The 16,049-nt window shown below is 66.1% G+C and carries 12 protein-coding genes and 1 pseudogene; 7 read left to right on the plus strand and 6 right to left on the minus strand.

Going from position 1 to position 16,049, the window contains the following annotated elements:
• Window positions 1-16: 16 nt before the first annotated feature.
• From H7K34_RS19210 to H7K34_RS19230, 5 genes and pseudogenes are all read left to right on the plus strand, one after another.
• A pseudogene (locus H7K34_RS19210) lies at window positions 17-556 on the plus strand (PPE family protein); the annotation flags it as partial.
• 52 nt (window positions 557-608) lie between these two features.
• Complete coding sequence (locus tag H7K34_RS19215; protein WP_308205454.1) at window positions 609-1,172, plus strand: dTDP-4-dehydrorhamnose 3,5-epimerase family protein; 564 nt, start codon at window positions 609-611, stop codon at window positions 1,170-1,172.
• Between the two features lie 149 nt (window positions 1,173-1,321).
• Window positions 1,322-2,824, plus strand: a complete 1,503-nt coding sequence (locus tag H7K34_RS19220; protein WP_264063796.1) for a sugar transferase — start codon at window positions 1,322-1,324, stop codon at window positions 2,822-2,824.
• A gap of 6 nt (window positions 2,825-2,830) precedes the next feature.
• Window positions 2,831-4,294 (plus strand): flippase, encoded by a 1,464-nt coding sequence (locus tag H7K34_RS19225; RefSeq protein WP_264063658.1) that lies wholly within the window; start codon window positions 2,831-2,833, stop codon window positions 4,292-4,294.
• Window positions 4,291-6,234 (plus strand): glycosyltransferase, encoded by a 1,944-nt coding sequence (locus tag H7K34_RS19230; protein ID WP_264063661.1) that lies wholly within the window; start codon window positions 4,291-4,293, stop codon window positions 6,232-6,234. The genes H7K34_RS19225 and H7K34_RS19230 overlap by 4 nt, the downstream gene beginning before the upstream one ends.
• A gap of 36 nt (window positions 6,235-6,270) precedes the next feature.
• Here the strand turns inward: H7K34_RS19230 and H7K34_RS19235 are convergent, their stop codons facing one another.
• Window positions 6,271-7,125 (minus strand): hypothetical protein, encoded by an 855-nt coding sequence (locus H7K34_RS19235; RefSeq protein WP_108925624.1) that lies wholly within the window; start codon window positions 7,123-7,125, stop codon window positions 6,271-6,273.
• 231 nt (window positions 7,126-7,356) lie between these two features.
• Between H7K34_RS19235 and H7K34_RS19240 the strand changes: the two genes are divergently transcribed.
• On the plus strand, window positions 7,357-8,178 hold the full coding sequence (locus H7K34_RS19240) for a class I SAM-dependent methyltransferase (RefSeq protein WP_264063663.1): 822 nt from the start codon (window positions 7,357-7,359) through the stop codon (window positions 8,176-8,178).
• A gap of 11 nt (window positions 8,179-8,189) precedes the next feature.
• Window positions 8,190-9,233 carry a glycosyltransferase family 4 protein gene (locus H7K34_RS19245; RefSeq protein ID WP_264063797.1) on the plus strand — a complete coding sequence of 348 codons (1,044 nt, stop codon included), beginning with the start codon at window positions 8,190-8,192 and terminating at the stop codon, window positions 9,231-9,233.
• A gap of 13 nt (window positions 9,234-9,246) precedes the next feature.
• Here H7K34_RS19245 and H7K34_RS19250 read toward each other — a convergent pair whose 3' ends face one another.
• The 5 genes from H7K34_RS19250 to H7K34_RS19270 all read right to left on the minus strand — a co-directional run bounded on the left by H7K34_RS19250 (window position 9,247) and on the right by H7K34_RS19270 (window position 15,902).
• Entirely contained in the window at window positions 9,247-10,950 is a 1,704-nt protein-coding gene (locus tag H7K34_RS19250) for a GMC family oxidoreductase (protein WP_264063666.1), read from the minus strand.
• Window positions 10,947-11,903 (minus strand): aldo/keto reductase, encoded by a 957-nt coding sequence (locus H7K34_RS19255; protein ID WP_264063668.1) that lies wholly within the window; start codon window positions 11,901-11,903, stop codon window positions 10,947-10,949. The genes H7K34_RS19250 and H7K34_RS19255 overlap by 4 nt, the downstream gene beginning before the upstream one ends.
• Window positions 11,900-12,904, minus strand: coding sequence for a glycosyltransferase family 4 protein (locus H7K34_RS19260; RefSeq protein ID WP_264063670.1), 1,005 nt, complete (start codon window positions 12,902-12,904; stop codon window positions 11,900-11,902). The genes H7K34_RS19255 and H7K34_RS19260 overlap by 4 nt, the downstream gene beginning before the upstream one ends.
• Before the next feature lie 80 nt (window positions 12,905-12,984).
• A complete protein-coding gene (locus H7K34_RS19265; protein WP_264063672.1) occupies window positions 12,985-14,460 on the minus strand; it encodes an O-antigen ligase family protein in 1,476 nt (491 codons plus the stop codon).
• Window positions 14,457-15,902 (minus strand): tyrosine-protein kinase domain-containing protein, encoded by a 1,446-nt coding sequence (locus tag H7K34_RS19270; protein WP_264063674.1) that lies wholly within the window; start codon window positions 15,900-15,902, stop codon window positions 14,457-14,459. The genes H7K34_RS19265 and H7K34_RS19270 overlap by 4 nt, the downstream gene beginning before the upstream one ends.
• Window positions 15,903-16,049 lie beyond the last annotated feature (147 nt).

Below are 16,049 nucleotides of genomic sequence, written 5' to 3' on the forward strand. Positions count from 1 at the left end.
GACCTCGGGGTTTCACGTGATCGACTTTGGCGCTCTGCCCCCGGAGGTCAACTCCGCACGGATGTACGCCGGCCCTGGGCCGGTTTCGCTGGCCATGGCTGCGGTCGCCTGGGACAACCTGGCCAGCGAGCTGCACTCAGCTGCGAGCGCTTACCGATCGCTGATCGCGGGATTGACCACCGGACGCTGGCTCGGTCCCTCGTCGCTGACGATGGCGTCCGCGTTCGGTCCTTATGTGGCGTGGATGTCGGGTGCAGCCGCGCGGGCCGCCGAGGCGTCCAGCCACGCCACGCTCGCCGTTGAGATCTATGAAGCCGCGTTCGCGATGACCGTTCCGCCGCCGGTGGTGACCGCCAACCGAGTCCAACTCGCGACGCTGACGTCCACCAACTTCTTCGGCCAGAACTCGGCCGCGATCGCCGCCAACGAGGCCGAATACGGCGAGATGTGGGCGCAGGACGCCGCGGCGATGTACCAATACGCCGGAAACTCGGTGCCCGTCTGCGATGTCACACCCTTCAACATTCCGCCGAAGGTCACCGAAGACAGTGGATTGACTGCTCGAAATCCGACCCGTCTATGCATGTCCTGTACAGAAGGAGCGGTGCGTGAAGTACACGCCAACGAAGGTTGCCGGCGTGACGATCGTCGACCTGGAACCGCGACGGGACCACCGCGGCTTCTCGTCACGTTCGTTCTGCGCCAATGAATTCGATCGCTACGGCCTGACTTTTCGGGTCACGCAGACCGATGTCTTCTTCAACTACACCCGGGGGACCGTGCGGGGTCTGCATCATCAGCGCCCGCCCGACGTCGAGTCCAGGCTGGTGCGCTGCACCCGCGGGGCCATTGCCGCCGCTGTCGTCGACATCCGGCCCGAGGCACAGACTTTCGGCGACCACGTGATGGTGGAGCTGAACGCCGACAACCACCGGGCGCTGTTCTTGCCGCCGTTCGTCGCTTACGGCTTTCAGACCCTGACCGCCAACACCGAGGTGAACTACCAGATCAGCGGTCAGCACGAGGTGGCCGAGGAGCACGGATTGCGCTGGAACGAAACGGAATTCGGAATCGAATGGCCGCTGCCGGTCACTGTCATCTCCGAGGATGACGCCAGCTGGCCCGCATATGCGCCCCAGGCCGTACCGATTGTGAGCGCAGCATCATGCTGAGGGGTGCCGCCACAGCGCCGGCTTTGCAGATGATCTACCAGTCATGTGCTACCTAAGGACGCCGCGCAATGATCATGCCGATGTCGCCGGCGCCGTCCGCGACGGCGTTCCGCCCCAACCAGTCGCCGTATAAGCGAAAGCCGGCTGGAATGATCTCGTTGCCTGGCAACCGGACTCCGGGTTCGGCAATCACGCAACAGGTGGCCGCCTCGGGCGCCAATGCCGCGCGGCGCTGGCAGAACCTGTACGCGGGGCGGCTGCGCATCAGCGACTCCGCAATCGTCTTCGGCTCGGTCATGCTCGCGCAGTACGTCCGATTCGGAGAGATCGCGAACACCTCGGGTTACTCGGATCCGACGATGACCCTGTTCTCGTTTCTGTTCGCGGCGCTGTGGCTCTCGTCGCTCGCGGTGTTTCAGACGAGATCTCCGCGGGTCATCGGGGCCAGTATCGACGAGTACCGCCGGATCGGCACCGCGTCATTCTGGACGTTCGGAATCATCGCGATGGCCACCCTGCTCGCCAAGGTGGACCTGGCCCGCGGCTATCTGGCGATCGCGCTTCCCGCCGGCACCCTTGGGCTGTTGGCCAGCCGCAGCCTGTGGCGCCGCCACATCGGCACCCTGCGGGCACGCGGCCAGTGCCAGACCAAGGTGTTGGCAATCGGAGACCGACAGGCGGTTTCACACCTGGCGCATGAGCTGGCCCGCAACCCCAGGGCCGGCTGCGTCGTGGTCGGGGTCTGCATTCCCGGATACGGGCCGTCGCGGGGTAACACCTTGTTGGTCGACGGCCGCGAGATACCGATCCTGGGTGACGAAAGCCATGCGGTGGGCGCGATCGGCAGCTGCGGTGCGGACACTGTGGCGGTGACCCGTACCGAGCATTTCGGTGTGCGCGGGATCAGAGAGCTGATGTGGCAGTTGGAGACCAAGGACGTCGATCTGGTGGTCTCGCCCGGGGTGATGGACGTCGCCGAGGCACGGCTGACTCTGCAGTTGACCGCCGGGTTGCCGCTGCTGCACGTCGAAAAGCCGCAATACGAAGGGACACAGCGCTTTCAGAAGCAGGCCTTCGACGTCTGCTTCTCCCTGGCGGCCCTGATCGCCACCGCACCGGTGCTGATCGCGGCGGCGATCGCTATCAAGCTGACCAGCAGGGGGTCCGTCTTCTACCCGTCCGAACGCATCGGCATCGATGGAAATCCCTTCACGATGCTGAAGTTTCGCACCATGACCGACGGTGCCGACAAGCAGATCGACCACCTGATGCCGCACAACGAAAGCACCGGCGGGATTCTCTTCAAGATGCGCCAGGACCCCCGGGTCACGCCCGTCGGCAGAATCCTGCGCCGATTCAGCATTGACGAGCTGCCCCAGTTCATCAACGTGATCAAGGGCGATATGAGTGTCGTCGGGCCGCGGCCTCCGCTGCGCCGGGAAGTCGAGGCATACGACGGTGACGTCAAGCGCCGGCTCCTGGTCAAGCCGGGCGTCAGCGGGCTGTGGCAAGTTAGCGGCCGTTCAGACCTTTCGTGGGAACAGTCGGTCCGATTGGATCTGTCCTACGTCGACAACTGGTCGATGGCGGGTGATCTCATGATCATTGCTAAGACGGTGAAGGCCGTCCTCACGAGCCACGGCGCATACTAGTCAGTCATGACGGAGCCGACGGCACCTAGTGCGGTCGTAGGATCGGTGCCGCTGGGCCGGGTGGCTCACGCATTCTCGATCCAATTGATCTGCCGAGCGCTGGGAATGCTGGCGTCGGTGGTGTCGGTTGCGATGACCGCCCGCTATCTTGGTCCCGGGCGTTACGGCCTGCTTTCCATCGCGATGCTCTTCATCGCCATGTGGACCAGCCTGGCCGATCTCGGTATCGCCACCGTGATTGTGCGCCGCGTGACCTCCGGCCGCGGCGGCCTGGAGCGCCTGGTGCGCATCAACAGCGGCTTGGCGCTGGTTTACTGCGTTCCACTGGCATTGCTGGCGGCCGGGTCCGGCTTGCTGGTCTACCACGACCGCGATGTGCAAGTCATGCTCCTGGTGCTGTCTGGCGCGCTGCTGATGCAGACCATGGTGACGCGGTTCGAGCCGGTGTTTCTTGCTACCGTGCGGTTCTCCGCGGTGGCCATCTCCGATGTCGTCGGCCGGCTGGGCGCACTGGGCATGGTCGCCTTCCTGGTGACGCAGCGAGCCGACGTCATCTGGTTCGCCGTCGCGCAACTCATCCCACCCGCCCTGGCCCTGCTGATTCAGGGCACGGCCGCGATGCGGCACATCTCGGTGCGCCCGATTTTCGCGCCACGCGAGGCAGCCGATCTGTTGCGGGAGAGCTTGCCGCTCATCGGATTTCTCGTCGTCGGACTGCTGTACTGCCGCGCCGACGGCGTGATCCTGTCCCTGTTGAGCACCCATTCCGAGGTGGGCGTGTACGGGTTGGCCTTCACGATCGCCTTCAACACGATCGTGGTGTCGCTGATCTTCCTCAAGTCGACGCTGTCGACGGGCACCGAGCTGTTCGCCCGTGACGTCGCCGCGTTCGCCGGCTTTCTGCGCCGCAGCGTCGAGCTGATGTGCTTCGTCGCGATCCCGGTCGCCGTCGTTGGCGCGCTGCTGGCCGGGCCGCTGATCGGACTCTTCGGAGACCAGGCATTCGTCGCCCGAGGGACACCGACGCTGGCGCTGTTGTTCGTCGCGGCGGCACTGCGTTTCGTCAGCGGCACGCTCGGCCAAGGGTTGGTCGCCAGCCACCATCAGCGGATCCTGTTCTGGCTGACGATCGCCACTCTGGTGCTTAACGTCGGGCTCAACCTCTGCCTGGCCGGGCGGTACGGCGCCGTCGGCCCCGGCATCGCGCTGGTCTGCACCGAGTTCTTCAACCTGGTGATCAGCAGCTGGTGGTTGCACCGGCACTGTGGTTACCGCACACCGGTGGCCTTCTTATTGCGGGTCCTGGTGCCGACGGGAGCGAGTATCGTTGTGACACTTCTATTCTCGGGCCATCACGTGGTCTTGACTTTAGCGGTTGCGGCTGCCGTTTACCTGGCCACCAGTGCGGCCGTCGGCCCGCTGCGCTGGTCGGACGTAACCTCGCTGCGCCGGAGTCAGCTCGCGGCATGAACCGGGAATTGGATCGGTCATACCTGAAGCGCCCGGTCGGCGACACCGCCGCGCTGCCGTCGACGCGGTCGCTCGCGGTGCTGATCGTGGCCGACGATGTTCGCGAGCCGCTGCAGGCGTGCCTGGCCAGCGTCGCCGAGCAGTTGCCTGAGCTGGCGGTCTATCTGTACGGCAGCGGCGAAGCGGAATCGGCCACACGATACCCGGCAGTGCACTGGGTGCCCGGGCCGGCGCATGTCGGCCTCGCGGCGGCGTTCAACACGCTGGTGGCACACGTGCCGAGCGACGTCGACCTGCTGTTGCTACATGCCAATGCCCGCGTGTTGGGACCGTTGACACGCACCCGAGAGCTGCTTCGTTCGCCGCGCGTCGCGGCGGTCTCGCCGATGGCGCGTGACGGCGCGGCGCCGTGGGACATCACGACACGCCGCCAGACACTGACCCGGGCGCTGACGGCCGACATCGGCTACTCCGACTCGCTGCGCGGGACGCCGATGTCAGACCGCTATGCGCATCAACCTTCCGAATCACGAAGCATCGACGGCGATTTGGGTGGCCACTGCCTGGCGATCAGCCGCGCGGCCTGGAACACGATCGGCGGCTTCGACGAAGAGTTCTTCGGCTACGGCGAGGCAGCGGACTGGCAGGCCCGGGCCCGCGCGGCGGGCTGGCGTGTGCTGCTGGCCGAGGAGCTCGGCGTCGACCGGGGTAACCCCGCGGCCGACAAGGGTGCCGAACGCCGCCGCGATCTGGATTTGGCGCGCACCAACACCGCGCTGCTGCTCGAACACCAGCGCAGCGTTCACCATGCGGACTTGTATCTGGCCGGTACCACGCTGCTGCAAAGGTGGTCGAAGCGCACCGCGCCAAGGGTCGCCGGCGTTGGCCGGCGCACCAACCTGCCGGCGATAGTGATCTCAACCAATCGCCTGGTCTACGGCGGCGCTGAGCGGCAAAAAGCTTTATTGGCAACGGAATTAGACCGCCGAGGCTACTCTGTAACGATCGTCTGCATGCAGCGGTTCGGCCCCTTGATCGCCGAAATCCCGCCCACCGTACGCGTGGTGCGCCAACCCTGGTGGGCGCCGATCATCGACGTTCCCGAGGGCCCGACGGTGCTCATTACCGCCGACACCAACACCGAGGCCGGATTTGCCACGTTGTGGCGCGCGGCCGGCAAGGGCCGACGCTGGCTGGTGGCACCGCATGTCCCTCCGGAGCAGGACCGGCCCATCTACTCCCGGCCGCTGGTCGCCGCGATGCGTCAGGCTGACGGATTTATCGTTCTGGCGCAACGGCATTGGGAGATGATGGCCGCGCAGCATCGGCTATGGGGACGGCGATTCGTCGCCCCCAACGGGGTCAGCGGGATCGGCGACTCCGCGCCCCCGAGCCGGACCCGGACTGCCGGCGAGCCGTTGCACCTGGCGATGCTGTCTCGCATCCTCGAACACAAGAACCCACATCTGCTGGTCGAGGCGCTCGCCGAGTTGGCCGATATGCCTTGGCAGTTATCAATTTACGGCGACGGCCCGGATCGGGAGAGATTACAGGCGCGTACCCCCGCGCAACTGCGCGATCGGGTGCATTGGCGCGGATGGGTAGCCGGCCCCGGACCCGCCCTGGCCGACGCGGATCTGCTGTGTGTACCCAGCCGCTCCGAGGCGTTCCCGCTGGTGATCCTCGAGGCGATGGCCCGGGCGGTTCCGGTTGCGGCATCGGCGATTTGCGCCGTCCCGGAGATGCTGGACTTCGGCAAGGCGGGATTCCTCGTCGACGACGTATCGGTGTCTGGGTGGCGCGAGTGCTTGGCGCAAATACTGGCGGAGCCCGACGAACTGCCATCGATCGGACAACGCGGCTTCGAGCGCATGCGCAAGCACTACACGGTGGCCGCAATGACCGACGCCTACATCGAAGCGATCGACGCGGTACTGTGAATTCTGTTCTGCCGCTTAGTCATTCGTGGAGTAAGGCTAGCGATCGCCGCGCGGTCCCAGGATTTTCGCAATCGTGCGGGGCGACGTCTTGTGCTGCGCATACCGCCCCGAATAGAGAAAATACCGCGGCTCCACGTAGATCTCACTGATATCCGTCGGCACATCCGCAAAGTGCTGCGACAGCGTGCCGTCGACGAAAAAGGCATTGGTCCCGGAGTGGGAATTGCAGCACACCAGGCGGTAGTCAAAGCGTGCGAACATCGCGGCGAAACTGCTCAAAGACGCCCCGAAGTAGTCGTCGGACTCCCAGACATGGTTGGGGTCGTAGCTGATCTGAAACTTCACCGGCGGTGGAAACTTGGCGTTGTATTCGACGATGAAAAGCTTCGGGCGCATCCCGTCTGCCAACAGGTTTTCGATCAGATAGATGTCATTGCCGTCCAGGTCCACCGACACCATGTCGACCTGCGTGGCACCGATTCTCTGCAGGCATGAGCGGCTCAGCGAACCGATGTTCTCCGCCGTGATCCACGCCTTCTCGTAGGTGAAGTGCGTGTCGTCGGCGTATTCGACGGCCAGATCCTGTCCCCCGACCCAGAAGCCCTTCCAGCCCAGGGCGGCAAGAATCAGTGTGTTGTTCTCCGTCCCATCCCCGACGCCGAATTCGGCGAACACTCCGTCGTCGAGTTGACCGATCCGGCGCAGGATCTCCAGCGTTATGCCGTCCTCGTCGGTGGAGGAAAAACACTTCTTGCCCGCACGATTCAGCGGATTGGAATGGTTCGCCTTGAGCGACTGGGAATGGTCGAACAGGATCAGATCCTTGAGCTGATCCCGGGTTTCGGTGCCGAGGATCCGCCGGATCTTCCCCTTGAGCGTCTCTTTGGGCATTTGGTCACTAAAGCTACCATCCCGAGGGCGCAGAATTTGCGTACCGAGGCGGGCAATGCGAAACGTGGGAGTTCTTGTAGCCCCGGCGATTTCCCACGCACGCCCGGCGCGGGACCGCGTTCCGTCCCACACCGGCCACGGGGTTGCCCAGCGCGCCGAATGTGCCGTAGGTTCTGCACAGTCCTCAAAGTTTGCTGATGTCGCGAGGATGCTCAGGAGGGTTTTGAGACCGTGCGGTGCCGCATCTGCAGTTCGGCCACCACGCCGGCATTCAGTCACCAGGTGCTCTGCAAATACGACTGCAAGTACTACTTCTGCGATAAGTGCGGTGGTCTGCAGACCGAAGAGCCATATTGGCTGGACGAGGCGTATGCCAGCCCCCTGGCAGCGGCGGACACCACCCTGCTCTGGCGCAACCAATACCTCGCGCGCGTGATGTCAGTGCTGCTGTACATCCTGTTCGACCCGGGTGGCCGGTTTCTCGACGCGGCCGGCGGGTACGGCGTTTTTACCCGCCTGATGCGCGACATCGGCTTCGACTATTACTGGACCGACAGGTACTCCCCTAACCTGACCGCCCGCGGTTTCGAGGCGGACGCGGGTCCGGGCAAGCCGTACACGGTCGTCACCGCGTTCGAGGTGATGGAGCATCTCGCCAACCCCGTCGAATTCGTGGCCGAACTGCTCGAAAGCACCGGCACCGACACGATCGTCTTCACGACGGAGCTCTTCGACGGCGGGCCCCCTGCGCCGGAGGAATGGATGTACTACGCCTTTGCCACCGGACAGCACATCACCTTCTATCAGAAGCCGACTCTGGAGCTGATCGGACAGCGCTTCGGCATGCAGTTCCATACCTCCAAAACCCGTTGGTGGTTCCTCGGCGGCATGGGTCTGCACATCTGGACGCGGGCGAAGATCAACCCACTGGCCTGGCGGCTGCTCGCCTCACCGCGGGTGACGAACCTGCTTGCGGGATTGCCCCGACGTTCGCTGCAGACACGAATGTGGACCGACGCCGACATCTTCCTGCAGGCTGACCCAGGACAGTGAATTCGCCTCGGGTGCTTTGGCTTTCGCCGTGGACACGGCCTGCGGTACGCGTACAGTCCGAGGCGCTGATCCGGCACGGGGCCGACGTGCTGTTGGTGACGTCGGACCGACACCCGGAGTCCGATGCCGCCCGCGATTACGAGTTGGTGCTCGATCCGCGGTTCAAGACCGCTGCCACCTGGGTCCCGACCCTGAAGGCCTGGCGCCGCATCCGCAAGTTCTCCCCCGACGTGGTGATCGCCGAGATCGTCCGCGACCCACGCTGGATCGCGCTGGCCGGGCTGGCCCCCCGAATCCAGGTGGTGCACGACGACCAACCGCACGACCCCGACGAGCAGACCCCGGCCTACGAACGTGCGGTATTCGATCGCTGGGGCGCCCGATCCGCCGCCACCATCACCTACAGCGACTACATCGCGACCGGTGTCGCCACGCGCCGCGACGTCGCCGGCACGCCAATCCGTGTCGTCCCGCTTGCCAGCGACGTCGACCTGCCCCGGATCCCGCCCTTCGTGGGCGCCGCGGGACGTCGTGACTTCGTCCTGTTCGGCCGGCTCAATCCCTACAAGAACGTCGACGTCGTGCTGGAGGCCTGGCAGCGACATGTCGGAGGTCAACGCTGGCGCGGCGACAACCTGGTGCTGATCGGCAACGGGCCGCTCGACGCGGGCGCCCTGCCCAAGCACACGCTCTGGCGCAACGGCAGCTACCGCTACGCCGATGTCATCCCGACGTTGGCAGGCGCGAAGGGGTCGATCTCGCACTACCGGCGCGCGTCCCAAAGCGGCGTGCAGGTGCTCTCGATGCAGCTCGGTGTCATGCCGATCGTGTCCACCGCCGGTGCCCTGCCCGAATACCAGCCACCGGGCTGCCCGCCGATCGGCGTCGACGACGTTGCCGGGCTGACCGCCGCTTTCGATCTGCTGGCCGACGCGTCAGTCGCCGCGGAACTCGGGGCACAGGCGGCGCGTCACTACGCGCAGCATTGCGCCGTCGACATCGTCGCGGATCGCTTCCTCGACGTCATCGCCGAGGTGATGGCCCGGCGGCGATGAGGCGCTGAAGCGCTCAGGCGCTCCGGAAATCCGGGGGCTGAAACGCCGCCCGCGCGTTCGCGACGTGCTCGGCAAGCCGGACACCCAGCGCGATCCCGAGCAGCGTCGGGTTGGCCTGGCTCGACGTCGGAAGAACCGACGTGCTCGCGATGTACAACCCGCGCACCCCGTGCACCTGAAGGTTGGCGTCCACAACGCCGTCCTTGGCAGCCGCGGACATCCGGGTGGTGCCCACCTGGTGGAAACCGCCCATCTCCGCCAGGTACTTGTGCACCAAGCCCTCGACATCGTCGCTCACCCACTCGACGTGTCCGACGCCGTGGCGGCGCAGGTGTTCATCGATCAGGCCGATCGCCTTGCGCACACTGTCGTAGTCGGCGTCGGAGAAATACATATGAGTGCGAATCTTTCGCATTCCCAACGCATCCCGCTCCTCGGACAGCTCAACGCGGCTCTCCCAATGCGGAAGATGCTCGCCGTGGTAGTGCAGCGAATATCGGTTGTCGGCGCTCTTCACGAAAAAGCCCGGCGCCTTGCGGCCCCTGCGCAGGAACCGGGCGTAGGAGAACGTGACCGCGAACCGGATCGACGGAAACAAGTCGCGGACGATGTTGCGCAGATGCGCGAGAACCTGTCGGGAATCGCCCCGCTTGGTGTGTGCCTCCCGAATCGCCTCAGCGAGCAGGAAACGACCGACCGGCGAGATCAGCGTGAGGTAGACGCCGGACAGAATCCCGCTGCCGTGACTGGGGTCGCTGATCGGCGGGTTCACCAACCAGACCGCCGCGTTCGGCATCCCGGAGTCGCGTAGTAGCTGCGGGTCGAAGGTAAAACGCCGGCGAACGTACACGCCGTCGTTGTCGCGCTCGTAGGCATGCAGCACCTTGTCGGTGTTGAAATGCACCCACGCCACCCGGGCCTCGACGTGGGACATGTACCAGCGCCCCAGGTGCCCGCCGGTATTTCCCAGACCCGCCGGATGATGGCGATCCGATACCAGCAGCAGCCGCGTCGCCTCTAGGCCGCCGGTGGCGATGATGTAGTCCGACGCGACGATCCTGCCCGCGCGGCCGTCGAGCGCCTTGACGACCAGGTGCTCGACGGCGTCGCCGGCCTCGGTGGTGACGATCTCGGTACAAGTGAGGCCGGTCCACAGCGTCAGAGTGGGGGCGTCTTGCAACGCCGCGCGATACTGGCGGCCGAACCGCGTCGGCAGCGCCCAGCGCTCGAGATCGGTCGTGCGCACAGCGCCGTCGGGCAACCCGGCGACCAGGTCCTGATTCGCGATCTCGGGGATTTCGCGCGCATTGAACAGTGCCTGTCCGCACGCCGCCCAATCGCAGGCTTTCTGCCGGTAGGGGTCAATGTCTTCATTCCCGATCGGCCAGGGTGCCTGCGCGGTGATCGGCCGGTCCTCGAAATCGATTGCGTCGAACTTGACGCAGCGCCCACCCCACAGCGCCGTGGTCCCGCCCACCTGTCGGCGGACCGTGAGTTCACTGCGGGCATGGAAATAGTCGTCCTGTTGCGAATCAAGGGTCGCCAAGTCCTGGGCCGCGTCGTCGGGACGCTCCAGGCCACTTTCGATCAGGGCCACCCGCACGCCGGCCGCGGCAAGCTCCAGCGCCGTGGCAATGCCGACCGCGCCGGCTCCGACGACCACGACGTCGGTTTCGATCGTCGCGTTCGTGGCGAAGTCTTGGGGGCCACGGATCACGCGACTGCGCCTTCCCTGAACTCGGCGACGAGAGCGAGGAATCGCGTCAGGGTCTCGGCGTCCAGCGGCGACGAGGCAGCGCTCGCCGCTTCGGCGACCCGATGCGGCTTGGTGGTGCTGTAGAGAATCGCGCGCGATCCCGTCGCAACCGCGGACGACCCGATGATCAGCTTCGCGAGCACACCGGGGGCCAGCGGATCGAGCTGCAGAGCCGCGCGCCACTGTCCAGCCAGCCGCTCGTTGGCCGACAACGCCCCGGACAGCATCGTGTGCGACCTGTTCAGCACGCCGAACGCGAGATCGGCTGGGCGCGGCGCCGGGTTGAGCAGGTCGCTACGAAATTGGCTGACGCCCTGGGGCGCGAACGCCTCGGCGAAATCCACCTCTAGCCCCTCGTCTTGAGAGACACCCCAGGCGCGAATCTTGCCCTGCTGCTTGGCGCGCTCGAAGAATTCGCGGAGTTCGCCATCTTCGACGGTGTCGCCGGGCTTCGGCGCGTGGACGAACAGGATGTCGACGTAGTCGACGCTCAGCGCGGTGAGGCTCTCGTCGAGGCTGCGCGCCGCGACGGCCGCGTCGTACACCCGAGTGGTCGTGTCGGGCCGTTGGTGCCGCTTGATGGCGCGCCGCAGCGCCGGCGCCTTGCGCAGCAGCGCCCGCGCCGGAGCCTGGAACCGGCTAAGACGCCGGGCCACACCGCCGACATCGATGCCGAACTTGGTGGCGATGGTGACGGCGTCGCGTCCGACGGTTCGCACGAACACCCCGAGCTCCGCCTCGGCCATCCCCAGGCCGTACATCCGCGCGGTGTCGAAATGGGTGATCCCGCTATCCACGGCGCTACCGAGGACGGCCATCCGCTCCTTGCGGGACGACGCTTGCAGCAAACCGCCGCATCCGAAACCGACCGCGCTCACCGCGAGCCGCGATCCCACCAGTTCGACTTGCTTCAAATCCCGCAGCCCCCATAGATCCGGCGAAGTTCCGCGTCAATCACTTTGGGGCTACGTGTTGCCGCAATGTGCGCCTGGCCGCGCAGCCCGTCACGCTCGGCCAAGCCCGGGTCGCGCAGATACCGGCCGATCGCCGCTGCCAGCGCGGGCACATCACCAACGGGCACGAGCATACCGGGGTCGGACGCTATTGCCGCAGTTCCGCCGACCGGAGTCGCCACAAACGGCCGTGCGCCGGCCAGGGCTTCGGTGAGAATCATCGGCATGCCCTCCGCGTAGGACGGGAGTGCGATCACACGGACCGTCCGGAGCAGATCGCGGACGTCGTCGGGGTGCACCGGGCCCTCCACGGACATCCGCTCGGTCGGCGGTGGGGTGTAGTCGTCGATGCGCCCGACGATCCGGCACTCCCCTTCGATGCCCTCGTCCAGGAGTAGCCGCCACGCATCGACAAGGCACTCAACACCCTTGCGGCGACCGATGGTGCCGGCGAACAGCACCACGGGCGGCGTCGAGGCAGCTGCGGGCGCATCGAGATCGATCGGGATCGGGTTGGCCACCACGGAGGTCGCCACCGAGGGCACCACCCCGAGAACGGCGGCGCGCGCTTCCTCCGACAGCACGATCACATGGTCGGCACGCTTTAACGTGTTGCCCACGAAGCGCGGGCGCGCCGCGGCGAACTCGTGAAAGTCGGAGCCGTGGATGGTGACGATGATTCGGAAGCCGCGAGCCTTGGCCAGCCGGATCAGCGATCCCTCGCGCAGCCAGGCGCCACCGTTGGAGATGTGGAAATGCACGATGGCGGGGCGCCGGATCCGGGCCAGCGCCAGGCCCGCGCGTGCGGTGAGCAGGAAGCTCTTCGCGTGGTTGCGCCCGTCCCAGGTAGAGAGCACCCGGATCTGGTCCGCGCCGATCTTGTTGTCGCGGATGACCCGGATCACGGATTGCGTCCCGCCGAAGCTGTACATGTCGGGCCCGACATGGGTAACGGCTAACACCGAGCTAGGTCCCCCAGCAAACTGGCCACACGGTCAAGATAATCGAGGCCAGCGCCGCCTCGGGTAACGCTTTGAAAAATTCAGCTGGGCGTGGCAGCCAGCTCGGGAACGCGGTCGACGGTGTCGTGGCTTCGTTCATGGTCGCGGCGCCCCAGCCCGGCAAATCCCATCGTCGCTCCCAGGACCAGGCCCAACGCCAGGGCATCCATCGGCATCTCCGGGAGCGGCCAGACCGCGGATATCGCCAGCAGGCTGGCACTGACCGCCGCACTGATTTTCGCTGGCGCCGACGCACATCGCACCGCCTTGACTATCGGTGTGGCCGCGAACCACGCAAATATCGCCACGCCAACGACGCCGGCTTTGGCCAACCACCACTGGTAGAAGAGGTGCGAGTAAGTGGGCCCCAGCTTCCAGGAGAAGGCATCCGGGTCGTTCCCGGTCGGCAGTTGGTAGGCGTAGCCCAGGCCGTGGCCGAAGATCGGCGCCTCCGCGATCGCGGTATTGAGTCGGGCGTTTTCTTGCAGCCGGTCCAGCGTCGACTGGTCCACCGCCAGCGCGCTCGTCGAAATCCCGCCCAGCACCCGCTGGCCGAACGCGGTGAACTGATCGCTGAGCCACGCCCCGGCCTGCGAATGCTGCAGCAAGAACAGCGACCCGGGCACCGTGAGCGCCAGCGCCGCCACGCTGACCACGATGACCGTGGCCGTCCGGCGCAGAGCCGGCAATCCGAAGCAGGATAGGAACGCGACGAAGGCGGCGACCACCATGGCGATCAGCGTGTTCCGGGAGAAGGAGAGCAGCGAGATGATCAACGCGGGCGGACCCAGCGCGTAAAACATCATCGGCTTCACCCGGCCGACGATCGCGGCGGCGACCAGCGCGGACAGCACAGCGGTCGCCGGCGTCTGGGTGGACAGCACGATGCGCAGTGCCTGGCCGGCGCCCGTCGCCTCTTCCAGGCTTTCCGCCCGGCCGGCCAGCCGGACGGCATGCAGCGAACTGACGATCGCCATGCCCGCCGAAAACCAGAGGATCACAATCATCACGCGGACCAGCCATGCGGCGTAACCGCCCCAGACGACCAGCATTCCCAGCACGAACCCGACGACCATTTCGAGCAGCGTCGTCGATTCACGCGCCACCATCAGGGCGTCATGCCCAGCCCCGAATCCGTACAGGGTGTAGAGCACCACTGTCATCGCGAACACCCCTGGCAGGAGGTAGTCGGAGAACCGCGGTCGCACGATCGGGAGCAGATACAAAATCGCCAGCACGGCGGCGATTTGGTAGGCATAGATCGCGACCGGACCGATCACCTTGCCGACGTGCAAGCCTTCCGGCAGCGCCGCGAACGCCCCGAACAGGGTGACCGCAACCATCCCTTCTGGTTTCACCCAATACACCACCAGGCAGAACAGGGCGGCGATCAGCATGGCGCCCTCGGTGGTTCGGCGAACCGAGAACACACCGAACAGGAAGCATCCCAACAGGAACATAGCCAGCACAGCAGCGGCCACTACCAGGCGATCGCGACTCCGCAGGTAGAAAATCACGCCGACCCGCTGAGCTTTCCCCGGTAGGCGCGGGCCGCGGCCCTGCTGTGCACGGACGGCTTGGCGTCGGTCAGCACGGTTCCGACGACCTGCGCGCCGGCCGTACGCAGCGCTGCCAGCGCGTCGGTGAGTTCATCGATGGTGGTGCGGTTCGCGCGCACCACCAGCACCGTGGCCGCCACCGCACCGGCCAGCAGGCCGGAGTCGGCCGTGGCCAGCACCGGCGGGCCGTCGACGACGGTGTGGCCGAACCGCGACGACAGGTTCGCCAGCACGCTGTCGATCACGTCCGGGGTAAATGCGCTGGCGGGCACGCCCTCGCCGCGGCGGCCGGACCGGGCCGCCAGCAGGAACAGCCGCGAAATCGCGGTCGGCCGCACGGCTTGCACGGCGATGCTGGGGTCGGCCAGCGCATGAGCCAAGCCCTCTCCCGATTCGACGCTCAGCAGGCCGGCGATCACGGGCCGCCTGGAGTCGCCCTCGACGAGCAGGACGTCTTGGCCGAGTTCGGTGAATGCCCGCGACAGGTTCAGCGCCGTCGTCGTGGTTCCCTCACCGCCGAAGGGCGCCGCCACCAACACCCGGCGTTCATTGGGGCCCATCGCCCTGCTCAGCCGGGCGCGCAGGCCGCGGACCGCGTCGTCGAATGCGATGTCGGTGCCGAATTTCGGTGCGGTGCCCCGCTTTCCGGGTAGCTCGCCCAACGTCGGCAAGCCCGAGAGTTCTTCCAGTTTCTCGCGGGTGCGCACGGTGCGATCGGTGGCCTCACGGGTCAACGCCACCCCGATACCGAGCAGCAGGCCGGCGACCAGCCCCATCGCCACGTTGCGCACCGGCGACGGGGCGATCGCGTGGTCGGGTACCCGGGGCGACTCCACCACTCGCGCCCTGGCGACCGGCAACGGTTTGGGAGTGGGCTGCCCGGGCACCTCCGGCGGCAGGGGCACCTCACCGGTGTCGGGTCGCGGCGTGGTGCTCGTCGGCGCGCCGGTGTTCGAGTGCGCAGTCACGCCGAGCGTCGGGACCATGACGGCGAACTGGTCAGCCATCGCTCCCGCCAGCGCCGCGGCACGCACCGGATCGGTGTCTTTCACCGAGATCGTGAAGAGCATCGACTTCGCGGTGTATTTCACCTGCGTTTGGGTCACCAGCGCATCGGGGCTCATCGGAACCTGGAGCTGGCTGATCGCGCGCTCGGCCACCGTGCGTCCGCCGGCGATCTGGGCGTACGACGACAGCCGTTCTTGCGCGGTCAGCGTGCCGTTGTACAGCTCGGTGAGGTCAGTCGCACCGGAGAAGGAGATCAGGATCGTGGCCGACGACTGGTAATGCTTCGTCTGCAACGCCGTGACGACCACGGCACCGACGAGACAAGCCAGGAACGCCCCCGCGGCGAGCTTCCAGTGCGCGCCGATTATCCGGACAAAGGTACGGAAATCCATCCAATTATTACCCTTCTAACATCCCCAGCCCGTGAAGAGCATACACTTAGTCGCTTTCATGGCCGCAGAGCAAACTCTTCGTTCATTATGCAGCATCGTCAACTCGAGATTCCCCTGTCTGCCCAGGCAGTAGCGGACTTTTGCCGA

The organism is Mycobacterium montefiorense (genome assembly GCF_025823255.1).
In the GTDB taxonomy this organism is placed as follows: Bacteria; Actinomycetota; Actinomycetes; order Mycobacteriales; family Mycobacteriaceae; genus Mycobacterium; species Mycobacterium montefiorense.

What these genes read in the sequence shown, in the direction of transcription:
- H7K34_RS19220 (WP_264063796.1), top strand. Translation starts at nt 1,322, where the DNA reads ATGATCTCGTTGCCTGGCAACCGGACTCCGGGTTCGGCAATCACGCAA.
- H7K34_RS19235 (WP_108925624.1), bottom strand. Translation starts at nt 7,125, where the DNA reads ATGCCCAAAGAGACGCTCAAGGGGAAGATCCGGCGGATCCTCGGCACC.
- H7K34_RS19230 (WP_264063661.1), top strand. Translation starts at nt 4,291, where the DNA reads ATGAACCGGGAATTGGATCGGTCATACCTGAAGCGCCCGGTCGGCGAC.
- H7K34_RS19225 (WP_264063658.1), top strand. Translation starts at nt 2,831, where the DNA reads ATGACGGAGCCGACGGCACCTAGTGCGGTCGTAGGATCGGTGCCGCTG.
- H7K34_RS19270 (WP_264063674.1), bottom strand. Translation starts at nt 15,902, where the DNA reads ATGGATTTCCGTACCTTTGTCCGGATAATCGGCGCGCACTGGAAGCTC.